The sequence below is a fragment of the Tepidamorphus sp. 3E244 genome (assembly GCF_046159835.1).
Classification (GTDB): domain Bacteria; phylum Pseudomonadota; class Alphaproteobacteria; order Rhizobiales; family Tepidamorphaceae; genus JACKJK01.
In genome coordinates this window covers 1,145,613-1,168,243 of the sequence record NZ_JBJXCY010000001.1, presented here as the reverse complement: position 1 = coordinate 1,168,243, position 22,631 = coordinate 1,145,613, and the positions used below count along the sequence as shown (strand labels likewise).

Annotated in this window: 19 protein-coding genes; 11 read left to right on the top strand and 8 right to left on the bottom strand. The window is 64.2% G+C overall.

Annotation, left to right across the window (positions count from 1 at the left end; translation table 11 throughout):
* Positions 1 to 171 precede the first annotated feature (171 nt).
* From ACKTEK_RS05560 to aat, 5 genes are all read left to right on the top strand, one after another.
* A complete protein-coding gene (locus ACKTEK_RS05560) occupies positions 172 to 1,521 on the top strand; it encodes a M48 family metalloprotease (RefSeq protein WP_409164248.1) in 1,350 nt (449 codons plus the stop codon).
* A gap of 64 nt (positions 1,522 to 1,585) precedes the next feature.
* Positions 1,586 to 2,392, top strand: a complete 807-nt coding sequence (locus ACKTEK_RS05555; RefSeq protein WP_409164247.1) for a DsbA family protein — start codon at positions 1,586 to 1,588, stop codon at positions 2,390 to 2,392.
* A 205-nt stretch (positions 2,393 to 2,597) separates the two neighbouring features.
* Positions 2,598 to 3,068 carry an acetyl-CoA carboxylase biotin carboxyl carrier protein gene (gene accB / locus ACKTEK_RS05550; protein WP_409164246.1) on the top strand — a complete coding sequence of 157 codons (471 nt, stop codon included), beginning with the start codon at positions 2,598 to 2,600 and terminating at the stop codon, positions 3,066 to 3,068.
* A 48-nt stretch (positions 3,069 to 3,116) separates the two neighbouring features.
* A complete protein-coding gene (accC, locus tag ACKTEK_RS05545; protein ID WP_409164245.1) occupies positions 3,117 to 4,466 on the top strand; it encodes an acetyl-CoA carboxylase biotin carboxylase subunit in 1,350 nt (449 codons plus the stop codon).
* A 38-nt stretch (positions 4,467 to 4,504) separates the two neighbouring features.
* Positions 4,505 to 5,176, top strand: a complete 672-nt coding sequence (gene aat / locus ACKTEK_RS05540; protein WP_409164244.1) for a leucyl/phenylalanyl-tRNA--protein transferase — start codon at positions 4,505 to 4,507, stop codon at positions 5,174 to 5,176.
* On the opposite strand, the gene ACKTEK_RS05535 is transcribed toward aat, so the two are convergent.
* The 4 genes from ACKTEK_RS05535 to ACKTEK_RS05520 all read right to left on the bottom strand — a co-directional run bounded on the left by ACKTEK_RS05535 (position 5,113) and on the right by ACKTEK_RS05520 (position 7,671).
* Positions 5,113 to 5,493: a DUF2155 domain-containing protein gene (locus ACKTEK_RS05535; protein ID WP_409164890.1), complete on the bottom strand. Its 381-nt coding sequence runs from the start codon at positions 5,491 to 5,493 to the stop codon at positions 5,113 to 5,115. The two genes, aat and ACKTEK_RS05535, sit on opposite strands and share 64 nt — an antisense overlap.
* 178 nt (positions 5,494 to 5,671) lie before the next feature.
* Positions 5,672 to 6,430 (bottom strand): class I SAM-dependent methyltransferase, encoded by a 759-nt coding sequence (locus ACKTEK_RS05530; RefSeq protein WP_409164243.1) that lies wholly within the window; start codon positions 6,428 to 6,430, stop codon positions 5,672 to 5,674.
* A gap of 33 nt (positions 6,431 to 6,463) precedes the next feature.
* On the bottom strand, positions 6,464 to 6,856 hold the full coding sequence (locus ACKTEK_RS05525) for an NADH:ubiquinone oxidoreductase subunit NDUFA12 (protein WP_409164242.1): 393 nt from the start codon (positions 6,854 to 6,856) through the stop codon (positions 6,464 to 6,466).
* A 74-nt stretch (positions 6,857 to 6,930) separates the two neighbouring features.
* The gene (locus ACKTEK_RS05520; RefSeq protein ID WP_409164241.1) at positions 6,931 to 7,671 is read right to left on the bottom strand and encodes a PleD family two-component system response regulator; all 741 of its coding nucleotides are present in this window, start codon (positions 7,669 to 7,671) and stop codon (positions 6,931 to 6,933) included.
* A gap of 603 nt (positions 7,672 to 8,274) precedes the next feature.
* Between ACKTEK_RS05520 and ACKTEK_RS05515 the strand changes: the two genes are divergently transcribed.
* On the top strand, positions 8,275 to 11,973 hold the full coding sequence (locus ACKTEK_RS05515; protein ID WP_409164240.1) for a vitamin B12-dependent ribonucleotide reductase: 3,699 nt from the start codon (positions 8,275 to 8,277) through the stop codon (positions 11,971 to 11,973).
* Positions 11,974 to 12,158: 185 nt separating this feature from the next.
* A complete protein-coding gene (locus tag ACKTEK_RS05510) occupies positions 12,159 to 12,923 on the top strand; it encodes a sulfite exporter TauE/SafE family protein (protein ID WP_409164239.1) in 765 nt (254 codons plus the stop codon).
* Between the two features lie 2 nt (positions 12,924 to 12,925).
* Here ACKTEK_RS05510 and ACKTEK_RS05505 read toward each other — a convergent pair whose 3' ends face one another.
* Positions 12,926 to 13,420, bottom strand: a complete 495-nt coding sequence (locus ACKTEK_RS05505; protein ID WP_409164238.1) for a glutathione peroxidase — start codon at positions 13,418 to 13,420, stop codon at positions 12,926 to 12,928.
* Between the two features lie 213 nt (positions 13,421 to 13,633).
* Between ACKTEK_RS05505 and ACKTEK_RS05500 the strand changes: the two genes are divergently transcribed.
* From ACKTEK_RS05500 to ACKTEK_RS05490, 3 genes are read left to right on the top strand one after another with little or no spacing between them, the layout of a single operon-like run.
* The gene (locus ACKTEK_RS05500) at positions 13,634 to 14,014 is read left to right on the top strand and encodes a CidA/LrgA family protein (protein ID WP_409164237.1); all 381 of its coding nucleotides are present in this window, start codon (positions 13,634 to 13,636) and stop codon (positions 14,012 to 14,014) included.
* Positions 14,011 to 14,724 (top strand): LrgB family protein, encoded by a 714-nt coding sequence (locus ACKTEK_RS05495; protein WP_409164236.1) that lies wholly within the window; start codon positions 14,011 to 14,013, stop codon positions 14,722 to 14,724. The genes ACKTEK_RS05500 and ACKTEK_RS05495 overlap by 4 nt, the downstream gene beginning before the upstream one ends.
* Before the next feature lie 48 nt (positions 14,725 to 14,772).
* Positions 14,773 to 15,546: a glycosyltransferase family 32 protein gene (locus ACKTEK_RS05490; RefSeq protein WP_409164235.1), complete on the top strand. Its 774-nt coding sequence runs from the start codon at positions 14,773 to 14,775 to the stop codon at positions 15,544 to 15,546.
* A 40-nt stretch (positions 15,547 to 15,586) separates the two neighbouring features.
* On the opposite strand, the gene ACKTEK_RS05485 is transcribed toward ACKTEK_RS05490, so the two are convergent.
* The 3 genes from ACKTEK_RS05485 to aspS form a co-directional block, all read right to left on the bottom strand.
* Positions 15,587 to 17,878, bottom strand: a complete 2,292-nt coding sequence (locus tag ACKTEK_RS05485) for an NADP-dependent malic enzyme (RefSeq protein WP_409164234.1) — start codon at positions 17,876 to 17,878, stop codon at positions 15,587 to 15,589.
* A 71-nt stretch (positions 17,879 to 17,949) separates the two neighbouring features.
* Positions 17,950 to 19,428 carry an ArnT family glycosyltransferase gene (locus ACKTEK_RS05480; protein ID WP_409164233.1) on the bottom strand — a complete coding sequence of 493 codons (1,479 nt, stop codon included), beginning with the start codon at positions 19,426 to 19,428 and terminating at the stop codon, positions 17,950 to 17,952.
* Between the two features lie 33 nt (positions 19,429 to 19,461).
* Complete coding sequence (gene aspS / locus ACKTEK_RS05475; RefSeq protein WP_409164232.1) at positions 19,462 to 21,243, bottom strand: aspartate--tRNA ligase; 1,782 nt, start codon at positions 21,241 to 21,243, stop codon at positions 19,462 to 19,464.
* A gap of 210 nt (positions 21,244 to 21,453) precedes the next feature.
* On the opposite strand from aspS, the gene rnd reads away from it, so the two are divergent.
* Positions 21,454 to 22,614: a ribonuclease D gene (gene rnd / locus ACKTEK_RS05470; RefSeq protein WP_409164231.1), complete on the top strand. Its 1,161-nt coding sequence runs from the start codon at positions 21,454 to 21,456 to the stop codon at positions 22,612 to 22,614.
* The last annotated feature ends 17 nt before the right edge of the window (positions 22,615 to 22,631 follow it).

Sequence of the window (22,631 nt, the reverse complement as noted above, 5' to 3'; positions counted from 1 at the left end):
ACAAGCGGACGTCATGCCGCAGCCGCCATCGCACAAGTGTGATGGATTGCCGTTTGACCGGGACCGCGCGCATTCCTAGTTTCGCATCGTCTAACCGGGACGGAACCCTTGTCGACACAAGCGATGACCCAACGGCCACATCTTCCAGCCGCAGGCGCGACTGCCGCAGCAATGCGCGCATTCGCCCGCCGCTTCACCGCCGTGATGCTGGCCGTGGCGATGTTCGCAGCCAGCCTCCCTGCCCCTGCCAGCGCGCAAGGCGGCATCCGCTTCGTGCGCGATGCGGAGATCGAGTCGCTGCTGCGCGAGTACACCGCGCCGATCCTGCGCGCGGCCGGCATGGGCGGCAGCAATCTGACGATCTACCTGGTGCCCTCCAAGCAGTTCAACGCCTTCGTCATCGACGGGCGGCGCATCTTCGTGAATGTCGGCGCACTCCAGCAGTCGGAAACCCCGAACGAGATCATCGGCGTTCTGGCGCACGAGATCGGCCATATCCACGGCGGGCACCTCGCCCGCCTGCGCAACGAGATGCGCGCTGCCGCCGCGATCACGATCCTGCAGATGATCCTGGCGGGTGCTGCAGTTGCCGCGGGCAGCGGCGAAGCGGCCGGCGCGATCATGACCGGCGGCCAGCACGCCTTGCAGCGCACGCTTCTTTCCTATCAGCGCGGCGAGGAACAGGCCGCCGACCGCGCGGCCCTGAACTTCCTCAACGCGACGGGTCAGTCCGCGCAGGGCATGGTGAAGACCTTCGAGCGCTTCGCCGACCAGCAGATCTTCACCTCCCGCTATGTCGACCCCTATGCGCAGAGCCACCCGATGCCGCGTGACCGCATTGCCTCGCTATCGGACTCTGCGCGCAACAGCCCGTACTGGAACGCCAAGGATTCGCAGTACCTGCAACTTCGCCACGACCTGATGCGGGCGAAGGTTTCCGCCTACATGGATCACCCCAACACGGTGAAGCGGCGCTACCCGCGCAGTGACGACAGCCTCGCCGCGCTCTATGCCCGCACCATCGTGCAGATGCGCAGCTCCGATTATCGCGGCGCGGTTCGCGGCATCGACCAGCTGCTGAGCGCAATGCCCGACTATCCCTATTTCCACGAGATGAAGGGCGAGATTCTCACCGCGTCCGGCAAGCCGCGCGAGGCCATCAGGCCGCTGCAGCGCGCCGTCCAGCTTGCGCCGAACGACACCTCGCTGCGCGTGGCGCTTGGCGCGGCCTATGTCGTCACCGGCGATGCCAGCCTTGCCAACAACGCCGTGCAGGAGCTTGCCCGCGTGACGCAGGCGCAGCGCGACCACGCCGATGCCCAGACCTACCTCGCGCGCGCCTACGGCAAGCTAGGCCGCATTCCCGAGGCCAACCTCGCCTCAGCCGAAGCCTCCATGGCCAACGGCGAGTTCGACCAGGCCAAGCAGTTCGCATCGCGTGCAAAGCAGGGAGCCAAGACCGGCTCACCGGTGTGGCTGCGCGCGGAAGACATTCTCCAGTTTCGCCCGCCGGAACGCTGAGAACACCAGACAACCAGATTGACGCGGCGCGGCATGCGCCGACATTGAAAGGCATTCGACAGACATGGATATCAAGGGAATCGTGACCGGCGCCGCCATAGCGGCCGTTTTCGGCGTCGGCGGCTATCTCGCCGCTGCAAACCTGAACGCCGACGACATGGACACCGGCGCACCGAGCGAGCAGATTATCGCGCTCAACGACACCCAGCGCGACGAGGTTCGCAGCCTCGTGCGCGAGACGCTGATCGACAACCCGGAAATTCTCGAAGAGGTTTCGGTTGCGTTGGAGCAGAAGCGCTCTGAAGCCGAGAACGACCGCCGCAAGGGCATGATCTCCGAGCGCAAGGACCTGATCTTCTCGTCCGCGGCCGACCACGTGGCCGGCAACCCGGAAGGCGACGTCACCATCGTCGAGTTCTTCGACTACAACTGCCCCTACTGCCAGCGCGCGCTCGGCGACATCCAGGAGCTGATCGAATCGGACCCGAACGTGAAGGTCGTGTTCAAGGAATTCCCGGTTCTCAGCGAAGAATCCTATGACGCAGCCCTGGTCGGCATCGCCATGGAAAAGCAGAACCTCTACATGCCCTTCCATGACAAGCTGCTGATGCATCAGGGGCGTGCGAACAAGGCCACGGCACTGCAGATCGCGCAGGACCTCGGCGCGGACATGGCCAAGCTGGAAGCCGACATGGCCGACCCGGCGGCAATCGAGACGCTGCGCGGCACCCATTCGCTGGCTGACGACCTCGGCATCAACGGCACGCCGGCCTACGTCATCGGCGATGAGGTTCTTGTCGGCCTTGCGCCCTTGACGGAACTGAAGAAGCAGATCGCCAACGTTCGCGAAAACGGCTGCCAGGTCTGCTAGAAACCGCCACTTCCAGCGACCGGCGCGGGTGATAGACCTGCGCGCTTGCGCCGGTTCCTTCCACAGGCTAATCCACTCCGGTTGTTATAGCCGTGCTGCATCCGCTATATCGCGGGTGCGGGAATGCCGTTTTCGCGTCGGGGGACGCCAAGGCATTCACAGACACGGCCGCCGGGGTTCAAGCGGCGTGCACAGGGAATTCTTCATGTCGAAAGACGATCAGAAAATCGACAAGGATATGATCCGCGAGCTCGCGGCGCTCCTGACCGAAACCGACCTGACCGAAATCGAAGTCGAACAGAAGGACGTGCGCATTCGCGTCGCGCGGCAGATTTCGGTGACGGCCCCGGTCGCAGCGGCTGCGCCGGCTCCGGTTGCAGCGCCCGCGCCTGCCGCGGCGGCGCCCGGCGAACCGGCAGCCAAGGCCAGCGACAAGCCCGCTGCGGGCACCGTGACCTCGCCGATGGTGGGCACCGCCTACCGCGCGCCGGAACCCGGCGCCGACCCGTTCGTCGACGTTGGCTCCACGGTGCGCGAAGGCCAGACGATCTTGATCGTGGAAGCGATGAAGACCATGAACCCGATCGTTGCCACCAAGTCCGGCACGGTCAGTGAAATTTTCGTCGAGGACGGCCAGCCGGTGGAATACGGCGAGCCGCTTCTCGTGATCTCCTGAGCGTCCGCGCCGCAGATTGCGCGCGCCAAGAGACGGATGACTGCCTGAATGTTCGAAAAGGTCCTCATTGCCAACCGCGGCGAGATCGCCCTGCGCATCCTGCGGGCCTGCAAGGAACTCGGCATCGCGACCGTCGCCGTTCATTCCACCGCCGACAGCAACGCCATGCATGTGCGCCTCGCCGACGAGAGCGTGTGCATCGGCCCGCCGGCGGCCCGCGACAGCTACCTGAACATTCCCTCGCTTCTGGCGGCCTGTGAGATCACCGGGGCCGACGCCGTGCACCCAGGCTACGGCTTCCTGTCGGAGAATGCCCGCTTCGCCGAAATTCTCGACGCGCATGACATCACCTTCATCGGCCCGACCGCGCAGCACATCCGCGTCATGGGCGACAAGATCGCCGCCAAGCAGACGGTCTCGGCGCTCGGCGTACCGGTTGTGCCGGGTTCCGACGGTGCCATCGAGAGCGAGAAGCAGGCCTATGCCTGCGCCGCGGAGATCGGCTATCCGGTGCTGGTGAAGGCCGCTGCCGGTGGCGGCGGGCGCGGCATGAAGGTCGCGCTCAGCGAAGACGAACTCCTCAACGCCATGCAGACGGCGCGCGCGGAGGCCAGTGCGGCCTTTGGCGACGACAGCCTCTACATGGAGAAGTATCTCGGCAAGCCGCGCCATATCGAAGTGCAGGTCTTCGGTGACGGGCGCGGCAACGCGATCCACCTTGGCGAACGCGACTGCTCCCTGCAGCGCCGCCACCAGAAGGTGTGGGAAGAAGCCCCCTCACCCGGCCTCAATGCCGCCGACCGCAAGCGCATCGGTGACACCGTGGCAACCGCGATGGCCGATCTGGGGTATCGCGGCGCGGGCACGATCGAGTTCCTGTACGAGGACGGCGAGTTCTACTTCATCGAGATGAATACCCGCCTGCAGGTGGAACATCCGGTGACCGAGATGATTACCGGCATCGACCTCGTGCACGAGCAGCTTCGGGTCGCGGCAGGCGCGTCGCTTTCGGTGAAGCAGGAAGACATCTCCTTCCACGGCCACGCCATCGAATGCCGCATCAACGCGGAAAACCCGCGCACCTTTGCGCCCTCGCCCGGCCGCATCAACTACTACCACCCGCCCGGAGGCCTCGGCATCCGCGTCGATTCCGGCGTCTACCAGGGCTATTCGATCCCGCCCTACTACGACTCGCTGATCGGCAAGTTGATCGTCCACGGCAAGAACCGCAACGAGTGCCTGATGCGCCTGCGGCGCGCCCTGTCGGAATTCGTGATCGACGGCATCCAGACCACCATCCCGCTGTTTTCGGAGCTGGTGAACAATGCCGATATCGTCGACGGGCGCTATGATATCCACTGGCTCGAATCATACCTCGCCGGAACCTCGGACGACTGAGCCACGCCCAGCCCCGGCGGTGAAGCGGAGTGCAAGCCTTGAGCGGTGCATCCGACGTCGCATTTGAAATCACGCCCACGGTGCTGCTGAAGGCCTATGCCTGCGGCATCTTCCCGATGGCCGAGAGCGAGGACGATCCACAGCTTCACTGGATCGAACCGCACCGGCGCGGGATCCTTCCCCTCGACAGCTTCCACATGTCCCGCAGCCTTGCGCGCACCATCCGCAAAGGCGATTTCGAGGTGAAGATCGACAACGATTTCGATGCGGTGATCGAGGGCTGCGCGGAACCGGCGGCAGGCCGTTCCAAGACCTGGATCAACCCGGAAATCCGCCGCCTCTACGGCGAGCTGTTCAAGGCCGGCCAGTGCCACACGGTCGAGGTCTGGCGCGAAGACCGACTGATCGGCGGGCTGTATGGCGTGCGCCTGGGGGGTGCGTTCTTCGGCGAGAGCATGTTCCACCGCGAGCGCGACGCCAGCAAGATCGCGCTGGCCTTCCTCGTGGCACGGCTGAAGGCAGGCGGCTTCACCCTGCTCGACACGCAGTTCGTGACCGACCATCTCAACCGCTTCGGCGCGATAGAAGTGCCGCGCGCAAAATATCACGAGATGCTGGATGCCGCGCTGCAGGTGCCGGCGGACTTCTACTGGTTGGCGATCCCGAGTTCTTCCGAGGACTGCTTGCAGTTCGTCAGCCAGACGTCATAGACGGCGTGCTCGACGGCGTTGAGGCCCGGGCTTGCGGCAAACATCCAGCCTGTAAAGATGCGCTTGATCTTGGCGTCCAGCGTCACTTCATCCACTTCCACGAATGACGTGGTCTTCGGGGCTTCGGTCGTCGGGCGCGAGTAGCAGACGCGCGGCGTGACCTGGAGCGCGCCGAACTGCACCGTCTCATCGATCAGCACGTCGAACTTGATGATGCGGCCGGTGATCTTGTCGAGGCCGGTGAACTCGGCAATCGGGTTGTTGATGCGCTGCGCGTGCGCCGGGGCGCCAAATGCAAGCACACCCGCCAGCACCATAAGACCCAGCACCAGATTTCGAAAAGCCGTGCTCAGACGCATCGACAGACCTCCTCACGCGGTCCCACGCCCGCCGAGCGGTGGAACCAGAATCGCGTTTTGCCCGCTAAGCCGCGCAAGTGCAACGCTCGGGCGCAAGGATGGCGAGATTTTGGGGCTGTGTGGCCTTCCGGTCCATTCAGGCGTCCAGCACTGCGTGAACACGCAGCCGGACGTAGTCCGCCGTCCACTGACCCGCCGTGTCGCGCAGGCTCGGCGCGAGCAGGTCTTCCAGCTCGCCGAGCACCTTTACGCGGGTGGCATCATCGAACTGGTCGAAGAACGGCTTTCGGAAGGTTTCCAGCCAGCCGGCGATGCCGGTCGGCAGCGGCGTGGGGCGCGGGATGAGCGCGATCTCGCGCACGCTAAAGCCACCCTCCTCCAGCATCGTCTGATATTCAGCGGGCGTCGGGAAAAACCACGGATGGGCGAGCGAGGCATCGCCTCTGTGGATTCGTGCCAGCGCCCGCATGGCCGTGACGATCGCCGCGACGTTCCCGTGCCCGCCGAACTCGGCCACGAAACGCCCGCCGGGCTTAAGCGCGCGGGCAATGCCGGCGATCACGTCGCGCGGCTGCGTCATCCAGTGAAGCGCTGCATTGGAGAAGACGGCATCGAACTCGCGCGAAAAGCCGAGCGCATGGCCATCGCCCTGCTGGACGTCGAGACCGCGCGCCTTTGCAGCGTCGACGAAGTCGGCGCTGGCATCGACACCGGTCACGGTCGCACCGGCATCCACGAGTTGCTGTGTCAGCGCGCCGTCGCCGCAGCCCAGATCAAGAATACGCTCGCCGGGTTTGGGGTCGAGCCAGCCAAAAACGCCAGCGCCCAGTTCGGACACGAACCGGGCGTTGCGATCATAGCCCTTGGCGGACCAGGTCTGTTCTGATTGAGCCATCGCGAGAAGCCGCTGCAGGCCGGTGGACGCGCCTTAGGGCGTCCACGCCTCGTAGTCGCCGGTCGCCGAGGGGCGCGCATTGGCGCGCAGCGTGGAGCCTGCCGGGCGATAGGCGGCCGCCGTGCCGGTCATGTTGGGCAGATGCGGGCGTTCCCACTCGCGGACCGTGTAGTCTTCCTCGGTGGGCGGGACATCGACGGTGTGATGCAGCCAGCCGTGCCAGGACGGGGGAACGGCGCTCGCCTCGGCCTCGCCGGCATAGACCACCCAGCGGCGCTCGCCGTGGGGCGGGATCCCGTCATTGCGGTAGTACTTGTTGCCGAACTCGTCCTCGCCGACATAGCTGCCGCGCAGCCATGTGAAGAGGCGCGTGCCCATGGTCTGACCGTGCCACCAGGTGAACAGTTGCAGGAGAAAGGTCTTCATGTCCGGCGTGTTTCCGCTTGATCGTTCGGGCCGGTCATGCACCGGCGCGTTCGCGGCGGACTATGCACAATCTGCTAGGCGGCTGTCGACCCCTTCGGGGTGCCCATGTCCCATCCATGCCAACGGCGCGAACGCTTTTTCGGGGCCGGTTGCGCATTGGCAGGCTTCTTGGCCGCAGCCTTTGCAGCAGCGCGCTCGTTTGCCTCCTTTGCAGAGGGCTGAGGCGGTGCGGCGGGCTTTGTTTCAGGCGCCGGCGTCGAAGCTGTTTCTTCTTCACGCATGACCGCGGCGAGCGCATCGGTGCGCTGGATGGAGCGCGCAAGCGCACTGTTGCGGACACGGTTCTCGAGCGTCTGGCTCATACCGCGGACGATGATTCGGCCGTTGTCGTTCTCCATGCGCGTGGGATCGCGCACCAGCCAGTCCAACCGGCTTTCGAGAACCTTGGGGCTGAGCGGCTTGGCAAGCAGCGCGTTGCAGCCGGCGGAAAAGGCAGCGTCGATCACGCTCAGGGTGGTGTGCGCGGTCGCCACGATGATCGGCACGTAGCAGAGCGTGGGGAATTCCGGGTCCCGCATGGTGCGGACGAAGCGTCCGCCATCCATCGGCTGCATCTGCCAGGCCGTCAGCACCACCGATGGCGGGTCGGCCAGCATCGCGGTCAGGGCTTCGGTGCCCGTGTCATAGGTGCGCACGCGGCGCACGCCCATGGCGGACATCATGGAGCGCAGGGTGGCTTGCATCGCCCTGCTGTTTTCCACAACGGCGACGTCGAGATCGGACACATGGAGCCCGAAAGCATCATGGTGGGGCATGGGGGGAACGGCCTCATCATTCCTGTTTTTGTTGAGGCTTTCACGAGCCTCATTGCGCCACAGGCTAGCAAGCCGGCTTTAAGTACCCGGCAAGCGAAACGGTAAAATCCGACTCAAGTTCGCCATCGCCTTCGCGACCGCAGCGAATCGTGTCAGCCTGCGGCATGCGCGAATTCTGCCGGCATGCGAGCAAGTCGCAGATCCGCACTTTCCCCGTCATTCACGCATGAGCCACAAGATTTAGGGGTTCGGTAACCCGGACACACTATTGCTTGACGGGTGAAGACGAGTCGTCATACCGTATCTGGACGTCACCGAGGTGACGCGGTGCAGTGCCGGACGGGGTCCGGTTCTTCGAAAATGGCGATGCGTAGCAGGGCAAGGCGCAGGCATTTTGCGCCCGGTCCGGCAAGTGCCTTGACCGCGTTATCCGGTCGGCAGCGGAAAGATCCGGGGATACCGGGCATATCCGCACGAAAGCGTGGACCGGCAATATCCGGGTGCGCAATCGGGGGCTTAAAACAGAGTTGAGATGGCGAGTCGGGGTCATGCCCTGGCATGGCAATTTATTGCGCCGGCGGCGGCCGGGTATTGGAGAATTAGATGCGGATTGAGCGGCGTTACACCGAGGCGGGCAAATCACCCTTTGAAGGTATCGAATTCCGGACAACTTCGAGCGAAATCCGCAATCCGGATGGCTCGATCGTGTTCAAGCTGGACGACATCGTCGTGCCGGCCTCGTGGTCGCAGGTTGCAAGCGACATCATCGCCCAGAAGTATTTCCGCAAGGCTGGCGTTCCCGCCAAGCTGAAGCGCGTGGAAGAGAACGCGGTCCCGTCCTGGCTGTGGCGCTCGGTGCCGGATGAAAAGGCACTGAAGAAGCTCGCAGCGGAAGACCGCTTCGTTTCCGAGATCGACAGCCGCCAGGTCTTCGAGCGCCTCGCAGGCACCTGGACCTACTGGGGCTGGAAGGGTGGCTACTTCGACGCCGAGGAAGACGCGCGCGCCTTCTTCGACGAACTGGCCTACATGCTCGCCACCCAGAAGTGCGCGCCCAACAGCCCGCAGTGGTTCAACACCGGCCTGCACTGGGCCTATGGCATCGACGGCCCGAGCCAGGGTCACTTCTATGTGGACCACGAGACGGGTGAGCTGACGCGCTCGACCGGTGCCTACGAGCACCCGCAGCCGCATGCCTGCTTCATCCAGTCGGTGGAAGACGATCTCGTCAACGAGAACGGCATCATGGACCTGTGGGTCCGCGAAGCGCGTCTCTTCAAGTACGGGTCGGGCACCGGCTCCAACTTCTCCCGGCTGCGCGGCGAAGGCGAAAAGCTTTCCGGCGGCGGCAAGTCGTCGGGGCTGATGAGCTTCCTGAAGATCGGCGACCGTGCAGCGGGCGCCATCAAGTCGGGCGGCACCACGCGCCGCGCGGCCAAGATGGTCGTCGTCGACATCGACCATCCCGATATTGAGGATTACATCAACTGGAAGGTGAAGGAGGAGCAGAAGGTCGCCGCCCTCGTGACCGGCTCCAAGATCTGCCAGAAGCACCTGTCGGCCATCATGAAGGCCTGCGTGAACTGCGCATCCGGTGCCGACAACGCGGACTGCTTCGAGCCGAACCGCAACCCTGCCCTGAAACGCGAAGTGCGTGCCGCCAAGAAGGCGATGGTGCCGGAAAACTACATCCGCCGCGTCATCCAGTTCGCCAAGCAGGGCTACACGGACATCACCTTCTCGACCTACAACACCGACTGGGATTCCGACGCCTACCTCACGGTTTCGGGCCAGAATTCCAACAACTCGGTGCGCGTGACGGACGAGTTCCTGAAGGCGGTCGAGGATGGCGGCACGTGGGATCTGATCCGTCGCATCGACGGAAAGGTGCACGACACGGTCGATGCCAAGGATTTGTGGGAGCAGGTCGGCCACGCGGCATGGGCGTCCGCTGATCCCGGCATCCAGTACCACACCACCATCAACGACTGGCACACCTGCCCGGCGGCCGGCGAAATCCGCGCCTCCAACCCGTGCTCGGAATACATGTTCCTGGACGACACGGCCTGCAACCTCGCCTCGCTGAACCTTCTGCAGTTCCGCGACGCGCAGAAGCGCTTCGACGTGGAAGCCTTCAGCCACGCCACGCGGCTGTGGACGGTCGTGCTCGAAATCTCGGTGCTGATGGCGCAGTTCCCCTCGCCGCAGATCGCCGAGCTGTCCTACAAGTACCGCACGCTGGGTCTGGGCTACGCCAATATCGGCGGCCTGCTGATGACCTCGGGCATCTCCTACGACAGCGATGAGGGCCGCGCGATCTGCGGTGCCATCAGCGCCCTGATGACCGGCATCTGCTACAAGACCAGCGCCGAAATGGCCGGTGAACTGGGTGCCTTCCCGGAATACGAGCCGAACGCGAAGCACATGCTGCGCGTCATCCGCAACCATCGCCGCGCCGCGCACGGCGAGACGGGCGGATACGAGCTGATCAGCACCGACCCGGTCGCTCTCGACAAGGCGTCCTGTCCGCAGGACGACATCGTCGCGGCTGCCGGCAAGGCATGGGACGACGCGCTCGAACTCGGCAAGGCCAACGGCTACCGCAACGCGCAGGTCTCGGTCATCGCGCCGACCGGCACCATCGGCCTCGTGATGGATTGCGACACGACGGGCATCGAACCGGACTTCGCCCTGGTGAAGTTCAAGAAGCTCGCCGGCGGCGGTTACTTCAAGATCATCAACCGCGCCGTTCCCGAAGCCCTGCGCACGCTCGGCTACGAGCAGGAGCAGATCGACGACATCGTCACCTACGCGGTCGGCAACGGCACGCTGAAGGATTCTCCCGGCGTCAACCACAAGACGCTTGCCGCCAAGGGGTTCGGTGCCGAACAGCTCGACTCCATCGAAAAGGGTCTTGCGACCGCGTTCGACATCAAGTTCGCGTTCAACAAGTGGACGCTTGGCGAGGAATTCTGCACTTCGGTCCTGAAGATTGCGGCGGACCGCCTCGTGGATCCGCAGTTCGACCTGCTGCTCGAGCTCGGGTTCACGAGGAAAGAAGTCGAACAGGCCAACACCTACTGCTGCGGGGCGATGACGCTGGAAGGTGCACCGCACCTGAAGGACGAGCACCTTTCTGTCTTCGACTGCGCCAACCCGTGCGGCCGCATCGGCAAGCGCTACCTGTCGGTGAGCAGCCACATCCACATGATGGCAGCGGCCCAGCCGTTCATCTCGGGTGCGATCTCCAAGACGATCAACATGCCGAACGACGCCACGGTCGAGGACTGCAAGGAAGCCTACATGCTGTCCTGGCGCCTGGCGCTGAAGGCGAACGCGCTCTATCGCGACGGCTCCAAGCTGTCCCAGCCGCTGAACTCGCAGCTGCTGGCCGACGACGAGGAAGACGCGGAAGATGCGGTCGAGGCGATCACGGCTTCAGCCCCCACACAGCGGGCCGCGGCAGTTGCGGAGAAGATCGTCGAGCGGATCGTGGAAAAGACCGTGCCGCTGGAGCGCGAGAAGCTTCCGAACCGCCGCAAGGGCTACACCCAGAAGGCAATCGTCGGCGGGCACAAGGTCTACCTGCACACGGGCGAATTCGCCGACGGGCGGCTTGGCGAGATCTTCCTCGACATGCACAAGGAAGGCGCCGCCTTCCGGGCGATGATGAACAACTTCGCCATCGCCATCTCGCTCGGCCTGCAGTACGGCGTGCCGCTGGAGGAGTACGTCGAGGCGTTCACCTTCACCCGGTTCGAGCCCGCCGGCATGGTCCAGGGCAATGACCGGATCAAGAACGCCACCTCGATCCTCGACTACATCTTCCGCGAGCTGGCGGTCTCCTATCTCGACCGCCACGACCTGGCGCATGTGAAGCCGGCCGACATCTCCTCCACCACCATCGGTGAGGGCGTCGACGGCGAGGATGACAGTGGCCCGTCTGCGGCGCACTTCGTCTCCACCGGCCTCGTGCGTGGCAAGCCCGCCGAGAAGCTGACAGTGGTACACAGCGCCAACCAGATCATGCCGAAGTCCACCGGCGGCCCCGTTGGTGCCCTGCAGGCCCGCGCCCAGGCGCTGGCCACCGCGGTGGAACCGGAGGTCATGATCGAACCGACGCCGGCACCGATCCCCGAGCCGGCCCCTGCCCCGGTCGCCGACACCGCGCAGCGCGCGGCGGAAGCCCGGATGAAGGGCTACGAGGGCGAGGCCTGCGGCGAATGCGGCAACTTCACCATGGTTCGCAACGGCACGTGCCTGAAGTGCGATACCTGCGGCTCCACCAGCGGCTGTTCATAAGCGGGTTTGACAGTCGCCTCCCGCCAACTTGCGCCGCGGCTCGGTTCATGGCCGCGGCGTCTTGACGGGGAGCCTCGAGAAAACAGGTCGCCGGTGCCCGAAAGGGGGCCGGCGTTTTCGATTCCGGGTTCGTCCCGGTTTCGGGATAGATTGCCGCGCGACGTGACCAGCGAGACCTGAAATCCATGCCCGAATTCCTGCCGCCGGACCTGCCGGCCCTGTCCTCGGCGATCATGATCGTGTCGAGTTTCTTCACCTCCATGATCATGGCAGCGACCGGCTTCGGCGGCGGGGTGCTGCTGCTGTCGATCATGGCCTCGCTGATGCCGATTGCCGCCCTCATTCCCGTTCACGGCGTGGTGCAGCTTGGCTCCAACACCGGACGCGCCATCCTGCTGCGCGACAGCGTGCAGTGGGGCTACCTGCTGCCCTTTCTGGTCGGCAGCATCATCGGAGCGGCCATTGGCGGGCGGCTGGTCGTGACGCTGGATGACGGCATCCTGCGCGTCGCGCTCGCGCTGTTCATCCTCTACATGGTGTGGGGACCGAAGCCGAAATTCGACGCCTCCGGCGCGCGCTGGCTGATCGGCGCGGGCGGTGCGATCTCCACCTTCCTGACGATGTTCTTCGGCGCAACGGGACCGTTCGTGCTGGCGATCTATTCCAACGTCTTTCCCAACGACCGGCACAAGTTCATCGCGACGCATTCCACCGCGATGGTGATCCAGCACGTGCTGAAGGTGATCGCCTTCGGCATCCTCGGCTTTGCCTTTGCGCCGTGGCTGGGGCTGATTGCGGCCATGGTCGCAACCGGCTTTGCCGGCACGTTCGTCGGCACCAAGCTCCTCAACCGCATTCCGGAGGCGCAGTTCCGCATCGTGTTCCGGGTGCTGATCACAGCTGTCTCCGCGCACCTGCTGTGGCGCGGGATCATGTCGCTGACGGCCTGACGTCAGGCGCCCGGCTGCGCAAGCAGGCGCTCGATTTCGGCGACAACCTCACCGGCGGTCGGCCGCACGTGAGAGGGATAGGCTTTGTGCGGGCGCCCGTCGCGGCCAATCAGGTACTTGTGGAAGTTCCAGCGCGGCGCGTTCTCGCTGCCCAGTTCATCGCGCAGCCAGCGGTAGAGCGGCGTTGCGTCTGTACCCTTCACGCTGGCCTTGGCTGTCATTGGAAACGAGACGCCATAGCTGCCGGAACAGACCTTGCGGATGTCCTCGGCCTTGCCAAGCTCCTGGTTGAAGTCGTTTGACGGCACGCCGATGACCAGAAGGCCCTGCTCCGCAAACCGCTCGTAAAGCTCCTGAAGCCCGGCAAACTGGTGGGTGAACCCGCACCTGGATGCCGTGTTCACCAGCAGAATGACCTTGCCGTCGTGGCGCGAGAGCGGGAGCGGTTCGCCCTCCAGCGTCGTCAGATTGAAGGCCGACACGGTGCGTTGGGACATGCCCGACTTGCCGCTCATCTCATCTGCAAGCGCGGCGCGGGGCGCGCCGGCCAAGGCGATCGCGAGGCAGGACGTGAGGCCACAGAGCGCGAGGCCACAGAGTGCGAGGCGTGAAGGTGATCTGCGCATGGCGATGTCCGTTGCGTGCCCGTTGAGCCTGACAGTAGGGTTACGCACACACCCTGCTGACGGTTCAATGCCGATGGAATATCCATGATCGAAGCGCTGCTCATCCTGCTGGCCTTCCAGCTTTTCGGAGAGGCTATCTCGCACTTCTTCGCGTTGGCCGTTCCTGGTCCCGTGCTTGGGCTGGTGCTGTTTGCTGTCTGCCTGAAACTCCTGCCGTCTCTTGCCGGCAAGGTTGCCGATGTCGCGCACGGCATCCTGCGCAACCTTTCGCTTCTGTTCGTGCCCGCCGGGGTCGGGGTCATGCAGCACGCCGAACTGGTCGCATCCCAGTGGCTGCCGATCGTTGGCGCGCTGGTGATCTCGACGTCGCTGACGCTGGTGGTCACCGCTTTCACGTTCATCTGGGTCCGGCGGCTCATCGGTGATGGCGAGACAGGCGAGCGCGACAACGAGGCGATGCCATGAGCGCGCTCGATCTGTGGGTCTATCTCTCCACCAGTCCGCTGCTGTGGCTGACCGCGACCCTTGCCGCCTACGCCGCCGCGGACCGGCTGTCTGTGGCGCTCAATCGCAATCCGCTTGCCAACCCGGTTCTGGTCGCCGTCATCCTGCTGGTCAGCCTGCTTTTCGTGAGTGACACCCCCTTCCCCGTCTATTTCGAAGGGGCGCAATTCGTCCACTTCATGCTCGGACCGGCAACGGTGGCGCTGGCAGTGCCGCTGATGCAGAACTTCGCGCAGGTGCGAAAGAACCTGGTGCCGATGGCGGCAGCCTTGCTGATTGGATCAATGACGGCGGTATCAAGCGCCGTCGCCGTCGCATGGCTTCTGGGTGCCGACATGACGCTGATCGCATCCATCGCACCAAAATCCGTCACGACGCCGATTGCCATGGGCATCTCGGAGCGTCTCGGCGGGTTGCCCGCAGTGACGGCCATCCTCGTGATCCTGACGGGAATTATCGGCGCAATCGTCGTGACGCCGCTCATGGACCGCGCCGGGGTTCACGACTGGGCCGCGCGCGGGTTTGCAGCCGGCGTCGCCGCACATGGCATCGGCACGGCCCGCGCCTTCCTCGTCAATCCGCTGGCGGGGACGTTTGCCGGTATCGGCATGGGCCTGAACGGGGTGGTGACCGCACTAATCCTCGCGGTTGCGCTGTCGCTCTTGCAATAGCCCGGCTTCTCCGGCAGGGGTTCTACTCTTTCCCATTCGGATTTTCGCATGTCAGCCCTGCGCTTCCTCACCAGCCGTGTCATCAAGTTCAGCGGCAACATCTTCAAGACGCTCTACTACGTCATCCATCCGCTGTGCCCGAACAAACGCTACACGATCCCGGCGCGCAACGCGCCGCGCCGGGCCGCGCCGGATGACGGGATCGTTCGGATCATCTGGCAAACGAACTTCACCAATCGCGTCACCTTGCCCGTCTACGCGAACTATCTCTGCAACCGGCTGATGGCGCCGACCTACGAGTTCCGCTTTCTCATCACCGACGACCGCACGGAGATGATGCGGACCGAGTATCCGCCAGAATACCTCGAAGCCTATTCACGGCTGACGATCGGCGCGGCACAGGCGGACATCTGGCGGGTGCTGACCGTTCACAAGTTCGGCGGGGTCTATATCGACATCGACGGCAACCTGATGTGGCCGCTGGACAGGATCCGTCGTCCCGGCCACGAGGAACTCTACGTCGAGGACCGCGACCAGATGGTCAGCAACTTCTTCTTCGCCGCGCAGCCGGGGAGCGCCGTGCTGAAAGAGATCGCGGAGCGCATTCTCGCCAATATCCGGTCGCCGAAGCGAAACAAGGTGTTCTCCATCACCGGCCCAAACAATTTCCGGGAAGTGCTGAAGAACCGGCCGCACGAGCGGGTGCTCGGCCGGATCACCTGCGATCAGGGCAATTTCTCCAACCGCTACTACCAGTACATCGACAAGAACGAGGGCAAGTGGCACGAGCTGGAAAAGGAACAGAAGGTGGTCCGCGACTGAGCGCGAACCACCTGCCTGTCAGGCTGACGTGCCTGCGGCTCTACAGCGACGTTGACGCCTGCTGCGCCTCAACCGCTGCCACTGCCGTCATGTTGACGACTCCGCGCGCCGTCACCGACGGCGTGAGGATATGCGCAGGCTTGGCCCCGCCGACGAGGATCGGTCCAACGGGGAGCGCATCCGCCATCGTCTTGATGAGTTCGTAGGCGATGTTGGCGGCATCCAGCGTCGGCATGACGAGCAGGTTCGCACTGCCCGTCAGGCGCGAATGCGGGAAGATGCGCATGCGCAGGGTCTCCGAAAGCGCCGTATCGCCGTGCATCTCGCCTTCGACCTCGAGCTCTGGATCGCGGTTCTGCAAAATCGAGAGCGCTTCACGCATCTTCACGGCGCTCGCCGTGTTGGAGCTGCCGAAATTCGAATGCGACAGCAGGGCGACCTTCGGCGTGATGCCGAAGCGACGCACCTGCCGGGCGCAAAGCTGCGTCATTTCCGCGATTTCCTCGGCATTCGGATCCGGCGAGATGAACGTGTCGGCGAGGAAGTACGCCCCCTTCGAGAGGATCAGCAGGCTCATGGCGGAAAATTCGCGCACGCCTTCGGCCGTGCCGATCACATCGCGGATCGTCAGCAGATGGCGGTCGAACCGGCCTTCCAGGCCGCACAGCATGGCGTCCGCATCGCCACGGGCAACCGCAATCGCTGCGATGGCCGTGGTGTTGGTGCGCACGATGGTACGCGCGGCATCCGGCGTCACGCCGCCACGGCAAGTCTTCTCCAGGAATGTGTCGACGTAGTCGCGGTAGCGCGGGTCGTCTTCCGGGTTGATGAGCTCGAAATCCTTGCCAGGTCGGATAGATAGCCCGAACCGTTCCAACCTTGATTCAACCACCTGCGGGCGACCGATGAGGATCGGTTCGGCGAGTTTCTCCTCGATCGAAACCTGAGCGGCACGCAGCGCGCGTTCATCCTCACCATCCGCATAGACGACGCGCTTGAGCGCGGTCTTCGCGGTGGAGAACATGGGCTTCATGATGAAGCCGGAGCGGAAGACGAAGCGGTCGAGACGCTCTTCGTAGGCTTCGAAATCCTCGATGGGGCGCGTAGCGACGCCCGACTCCATGGCCGCGCGCGCCACAGCCGGCGCAATCCGCAGGATGAGACGCGGGTCGAAGGGATTGGGTATCAGGAACTCGGGTCCGAAGGTACCGGTTTCCCCACCATAGGCGACGGCGGCAACGTCGGATGGCGGCTCCTGCGCGAGGGAGGCAATCGCCTCGACGGCGGCGCGCTTCATTTCCTCGTTGATGCTGGTTGCGCCAACGTCCAGCGCCCCGCGGAAGATGAAGGGGAAGCACAGCACATTGTTGACCTGATTGGGAAAATCGCTGCGACCGGTGCAGATCATCGCGTCCGGGCGCGTTGCCTTGGCGAGGTCCGGCATGATCTCCGGCTCGGGATTGGCGAGCGCCATGATGAGCGGCTTCTCGGCCATCTTGGCCAGGTGACCCGGCGTCATGATGCCACCGGCCGACAGGCCGAGGAACACGTCGGCGCCATCGAGAATCTCGATCAGCGTGCGTTTGTCGGTCTTCTGGGCGTAGACCGCCTTCCAGCGGTCCATCTGCGCTTCGCGACCCTCGTAGACGACACCTTCGATATCGCTGACCCAGATGTTCTCGCGCTTGGCGCCCATGGAGACGAGCAGCGACAGGCAGGCGAGCGCCGCGGCACCGGCACCAGAGGTGACAATCTTGGCGTCTTCGAGCGTCTTGCCGGCGAAATGCAGCCCGTTGACGATGGCCGCCGCAACGATGATGGCGGTGCCATGCTGGTCGTCATGGAAGACGGGAATGTTCATCTTCTCGCGCAGCCGGTCTTCGACCTCGAAGCATTCCGGGGCCTTGATGTCCTCAAGGTTGATGCCACCGAAGGTCGGCTCCAGCGCGGAAATGACGTCGACCATGCGGTCCACGTCGAGGGCGTCGATCTCGATGTCGAAGACGTCGATGTCGGCGAATTTCTTGAAGAGGACGGCCTTGCCCTCCATCACCGGCTTGGCCGCCAGCGGCCCGATGGCCCCCAGGCCCAGCACAGCGGTGCCGTTGGTCACGACGCCGACCATGTTGGCACGCGTCGTGTACTCGGCCGCGCACGCCGGATCCTCGGCAATCGCGAGACAGGCAGCGGCCACGCCCGGCGAATAGGCAAGCGCAAGGTCGCGCTGGTTGCCGAGCGGCTTGGTTGCGCGAATCTCAAGCTTCCCGGGCTTCGGCTCGCGGTGATAGACGAGCGCCCCGGTGCGCAATTCCTCAGAAATCCGACTTGTCACGCCTTCAACCTCCCCGGCTTATTGATTGCCGCAAACTAACCCCCGCCGCAGCGAAAGGAAACGAGGAGAGATCAAAATCCGTAAGAGTTACGGCAGATTGCCTCGTTGGGCCCTGCACGGTAGAGCGCGAACCGGTGATACCAGATCGGGCCGGAGCGAACATCCGGCTCAACCCCTGCCGGCGGGTCCTGTGTCACGACCCACGCCCCTTCGGGTCCGGCGCGCGATTTCAGCAGGCCGCGTTCGTTCGTTCCCGTCAGCGGCTCGATCGGAACGCCCAGCGTATCGTAGGGGCAGAATGCAATCTTCTCCCCTGCTGTTGCGGCGCGCACATCACGCGTGAAGGCAACCGCGTTGTCACCCCAGCCTGCCTCAACCTCTTCGCTGAGGAATGCGTAGTAGGAGGCCAGTCCAAGTGCCGTAATCGGCAGGCTGGCGGCGTAGACCTTGAGCCAGAAATCACGGGGCCGCGCGTAGACGCACACCCAGCCGAGTAGCACGGCAATGGCCGGATAGAGCGGGCCGAACTGGTCACCACGGCGCAATGACATGACGGCCAGAAGCGCGATGATCATCGCGCTGTAGATCATCATCGGCGCCAAGGGGTGGGCGCGGAACCGACGCCAGGGAAAGAAATACAGAAACGGGAAGAGGAAGATCGTGTAGGGCAGCGAGCGCGAGACCACGTATCCCAAGACTTCCCAACTCGTCTTGAGACCTTCGTACCAACCGCCGCCGAAACGTGAACCAACCTCGCGCGACAGCAGGATGTATACGAGGTGCTCGCGGTGGAAGAACCAGAGCAGGATCGGCCAGGCGAGCGAGGCCACGAGCACCGGCACGAGATAGAGATGCGCACGCAATACCGACAGCGCGCGCCAGTCCCGCTGGATGACGATCACCGACAGCACAGGATAGGCCAGCACGAGCAGCGCCAACGGGCCCTTGGTCACCGCCGCGCCGACAATTGCCAGCCAGAACGTTGGCACCCACCATCCTGCCCTTTGCTGCAGGTCGAGGCTGCGCACGGCGGCCCACCACCCAAGCGTCATGAAGAAGACGAGCAGCATGTCGGGCCGGGCAAGCCATGACAGGCGAAGCTGCATGGCGCTCAGCACATAGAAGGCGATCGTCAGCGCCAGCGCCCAGGTGCGCTGGCCTAGCCCGAAGGTCATGGTTTCATCGGCAAAGCGGGCAAAGGTCGTTCGGGAAACATGTGCCAGCAGCCAGACCGTGAGCAGCAGCGCGATCAGCGAAGGCAGCTTGAAGGCCCAGGGCCTTGGCCCGAACACCGCGACGAACGGCACCTGCATCACGTTGATGAGCAATGGCTTGGTGGTCGGCAGGCCTGCCGGGTCCGCGGGCAGCAGCCAGTTGCCGTTTTCCACCATGTCGATGGTGTAACTCATCGTGCGCGACTGGTCGCGCAGATGAACGTCGGACGCGCCGAAGACGCGCCCCGCGATGGCAATCAACAGCACCAGCACCAGCAACAACACCCAGTGGCGGTGAATGAATCCCGCCAGCCCTGCAGCCGGTCGGTTGTCCATGTCACGTCACCCCTTGGCGCGGATTGCCGGCGCTCAGTCCTTCTCGACCGGCATCAGGCGGATGTTGAGTTCGCGGAGCTGCGCGGAGCTGACCGTGGACGGCGCGCCCATCATCAGGTCCTCGGCGCGCTGGTTCATCGGGAACAGGGTGACCTCGCGCAGGTTCTCCTCGCCCGCCAGCAGCATGACGATGCGGTCGACGCCCGGCGCGATGCCGCCGTGGGGCGGCGCGCCGAATTTCAGCGCGTTCAGCATGCCGCCGAACTTCTCTTCCAGAACGGCCTTGTCGTAACCGGCAATCGCAAAGGCCTTTTCCATGATTTCCGGCAGGTGGTTCCGGATTGCGCCCGACGACAGTTCGATTCCGTTGCACACGATGTCGTACTGGAAGGCGTTGATTTCCAACGGGTCCCTGTTTTCGAGCGCGTCCAGCCCGCCCTGCGGCATGGAGAACGGGTTGTGGGAGAAATCGACCTTCTTGTTTTCCTCGTCCCACTCGAACATCGGGAAATCGACGATCCAGCAGAAGGCGAACTGGTCGGTATCAACCAGCTCAAGCTCGGTGCCGACGCGGGTGCGCGCCATGCCTGCGAAGGTTGCAAACTTGTCGGGCCGGCCGGCCACGAAGAAGCAGGCATCGCCTGCTTTCAGGCCAAGCTGGTCGCGGATCGCGTTGGTGCGGTCCTCGCCGATGTTCTTGGCCAGCGGTCCGGCGCCGCCGTCCTCGCCCTCGCGCCAGAAGATGTAGCCAAGGCCCGGCTGGCCCTCGGACTGCGCCCAGGAGTTCATCCGGTCGCAGAAGGCTCGGGAGCCGCCGCCCGGCGCGGGAATCGCCCAGACCTCGACCTTCGGGTCGGATTCGATCATGCCGGCGAAGATCTTGAAGCCGGAGCCTGCGAAATGCTCGGTGACGGCTTCCATCTCGATGGGGTTGCGCAGGTCAGGCTTGTCGGAGCCGTATTTGCGCATGGCCTCGGCATAGGGAATGCGCGGGAAGGTTTCGGTGACGCGCTTGCCCTCCGCGAACTCCTTGAACAGGTCGCGCAGTACCGGCTCGACGGCCTGGAACACGTCTTCCTGCTCGACGAAGCTCATCTCGATATCGAGCTGGTAGAACTCGCCGGGCGAGCGGTCGGCGCGCGCGTCCTCGTCGCGGAAGCACGGCGCGATCTGGAAGTAGCGGTCGAAGCCCGACATCATGATGAGCTGCTTGAACTGCTGCGGGGCCTGCGGCAGCGCGTAGAACTTGCCCGGATGCATGCGCGAGGGCACGAGGAAGTCGCGCGCGCCCTCGGGGCTGGAGGCCGTGAGGATTGGCGTCTGGAACTCGAAGAAACCCTGGTCGCGCATCAGCTGGCGAATGCGCCAGATGATCTTGTTGCGCAGCATGATGTTGTTGTGGATGCGCTCGCGGCGCAGGTCGAGGAAGCGGTACTTGAGACGCGTCTCTTCCGGGTATTCCTGGTCGCCGAAGACCGGCATCGGAAGCTCGGCGGCCGCCGACAGGATTTCCAATTCCTGGATGAAGACCTCGACCTCGCCGGTCGGCAAGCCGGAGTTCACGGTTTCCGGGGAACGCTTCACAACCTTGCCGTCGATGCGGATCACCCACTCGGCGCGCACCTTCTCAGCCTGCGCGAAGGCGGGCGAATCCGGGTCGGCGACGATCTGCGTCAGGCCGTAATGGTCGCGCAGGTCGATGAACAGGAGGCCGCCGTGGTCGCGCACGCGGTGGACCCATCCGCTGAGGCGGACGGTCTCGCCGACGTCGGACGCGCGCAGTTCGGCGCAGGTATGGCTGCGATAACGGTGCATGGTGTCTTTCCGGAACGCTTTGAAGGATTTGGGGCGGACAAGCACGAGAAACGGGTGAGTTGTCAAGGCGAGGCCCGGCAGCTGGAATGGTCCCGCACCCTGCCTGCGCACTGCGGGTAACCAAAAATCGCGCGATAGTCCAAGGCTGGATGGTTTTTTGCCTGAAAACGGGGCGACAGACCGCGCCATTGCGGTCTATACCGCTCTGCCATGAAACTGATCAAAGACACCGACAAGCTCAAAGACGCTTGTGAAAAGCTCGCCGCCCACCCCTTCGTGACGGTCGACACCGAATTCCTGCGCGACACGACCTTCTGGGCAAAGCTCTGCCTCATCCAGATGGCGGACCCCGACGGGAACGAATTCCTTGTCGACCCGTTGGCCGAGGGAATCGACCTTGCGCCGTTCTTCACGCTTATGGATGACGAGCGCGTGGTGAAGGTGTTCCACGCCGCGCGGCAGGACATCGAGATTTTCTACAACATGAACGGCTCGCTGCCGCACCCGGTCTTCGACACGCAGGTGGCGGCTGCCGTCTGCGGCTTTGGCGAATCGGTCAGCTACAATCAGCTGGTGAAGAAGGTGAAGGGCGTGGAGATCGACAAGTCCCACCGCTTCACAGACTGGAGCCGCAGGCCGCTGACCGACAAGCAGATGCGCTACGCGGCCGCCGACGTGATCCACCTGATCGAGCCGTACCAGCAGCTCGCCGGGATGCTGGAAGAGAACGAGCGCACGCAGTGGATTGCCGAGGAGATGAAGATCCTCACCTCCGAGGACACCTACCGGATGGAGCCGGAGGACGCGTGGAAGCGGCTGAAGATGCGCGCGCGCAAGCCGCGCGAGCTTGAAGCGATGAAGCAACTGGCCGCATGGCGCGAGCGCGAGGCGCAGAGCCGCAACGTGCCGCGCGGACGCATCATCAAGGACGACGTGATCTACGAGGTCTGCGTTCAGCAGCCCGACACGCCGGAGGCGCTGGCCCATATCCGCGCCCTGCCCCGCGGATTCGAGCGGTCCAAGAACGGCGAAGCGATCCTCGATATCGTGCGTTCGGTGAAGGCGATGGACGACAAGGCCCTGCCGAAGATGCCGAAGGCGGAGCGCCGAGCGCAGGCGCACCCCGCTGTGGTCGATCTGCTGAAGGTCCTGCTCAAGCAGGTCAGCGAGGACAAGGGCGTTGCCTCGCGGATGATCGCGACCTCGGACGATATCGACGCCATTGCCAGCGACGACAATGCAGACGTAGCGGCCCTTTCGGGCTGGCGGCGGGAAATCTACGGCGATGCGGCGCTGCGCGTGAAGCGCGGCGAGATCGCGCTGGCCGTGGACGGCTCCAAGCTGCAGATCATCGAACGCATCCGGGACTGACGCATCGCGGGCAGAGG

Excerpts from the sequence above, each read along its gene's own strand:
- ACKTEK_RS05560 (WP_409164248.1), top strand. The coding sequence starts at position 172 with ATGCGCGCATTCGCCCGCCGCTTCACCGCCGTGATGCTGGCCGTGGCG.
- ACKTEK_RS05555 (WP_409164247.1), top strand. The coding sequence starts at position 1,586 with ATGGATATCAAGGGAATCGTGACCGGCGCCGCCATAGCGGCCGTTTTC.
- accB (WP_409164246.1), top strand. The coding sequence starts at position 2,598 with ATGTCGAAAGACGATCAGAAAATCGACAAGGATATGATCCGCGAGCTC.
- accC (WP_409164245.1), top strand. The coding sequence starts at position 3,117 with ATGTTCGAAAAGGTCCTCATTGCCAACCGCGGCGAGATCGCCCTGCGC.
- ACKTEK_RS05535 (WP_409164890.1), bottom strand. The coding sequence starts at position 5,493 with ATGGTGCTGGCGGGTGTGCTTGCATTTGGCGCCCCGGCGCACGCGCAG.
- ACKTEK_RS05530 (WP_409164243.1), bottom strand. The coding sequence starts at position 6,430 with ATGGCTCAATCAGAACAGACCTGGTCCGCCAAGGGCTATGATCGCAAC.
- ACKTEK_RS05525 (WP_409164242.1), bottom strand. The coding sequence starts at position 6,856 with ATGAAGACCTTTCTCCTGCAACTGTTCACCTGGTGGCACGGTCAGACC.
- ACKTEK_RS05520 (WP_409164241.1), bottom strand. The coding sequence starts at position 7,671 with ATGCCCCACCATGATGCTTTCGGGCTCCATGTGTCCGATCTCGACGTC.
- ACKTEK_RS05515 (WP_409164240.1), top strand. The coding sequence starts at position 8,275 with ATGCGGATTGAGCGGCGTTACACCGAGGCGGGCAAATCACCCTTTGAA.
- ACKTEK_RS05510 (WP_409164239.1), top strand. The coding sequence starts at position 12,159 with ATGCCCGAATTCCTGCCGCCGGACCTGCCGGCCCTGTCCTCGGCGATC.
- ACKTEK_RS05505 (WP_409164238.1), bottom strand. The coding sequence starts at position 13,420 with ATGTCCCAACGCACCGTGTCGGCCTTCAATCTGACGACGCTGGAGGGC.
- ACKTEK_RS05500 (WP_409164237.1), top strand. The coding sequence starts at position 13,634 with ATGATCGAAGCGCTGCTCATCCTGCTGGCCTTCCAGCTTTTCGGAGAG.
- ACKTEK_RS05495 (WP_409164236.1), top strand. The coding sequence starts at position 14,011 with ATGAGCGCGCTCGATCTGTGGGTCTATCTCTCCACCAGTCCGCTGCTG.
- ACKTEK_RS05490 (WP_409164235.1), top strand. The coding sequence starts at position 14,773 with ATGTCAGCCCTGCGCTTCCTCACCAGCCGTGTCATCAAGTTCAGCGGC.
- ACKTEK_RS05480 (WP_409164233.1), bottom strand. The coding sequence starts at position 19,428 with ATGGACAACCGACCGGCTGCAGGGCTGGCGGGATTCATTCACCGCCAC.
- aspS (WP_409164232.1), bottom strand. The coding sequence starts at position 21,243 with ATGCACCGTTATCGCAGCCATACCTGCGCCGAACTGCGCGCGTCCGAC.
- rnd (WP_409164231.1), top strand. The coding sequence starts at position 21,454 with ATGAAACTGATCAAAGACACCGACAAGCTCAAAGACGCTTGTGAAAAG.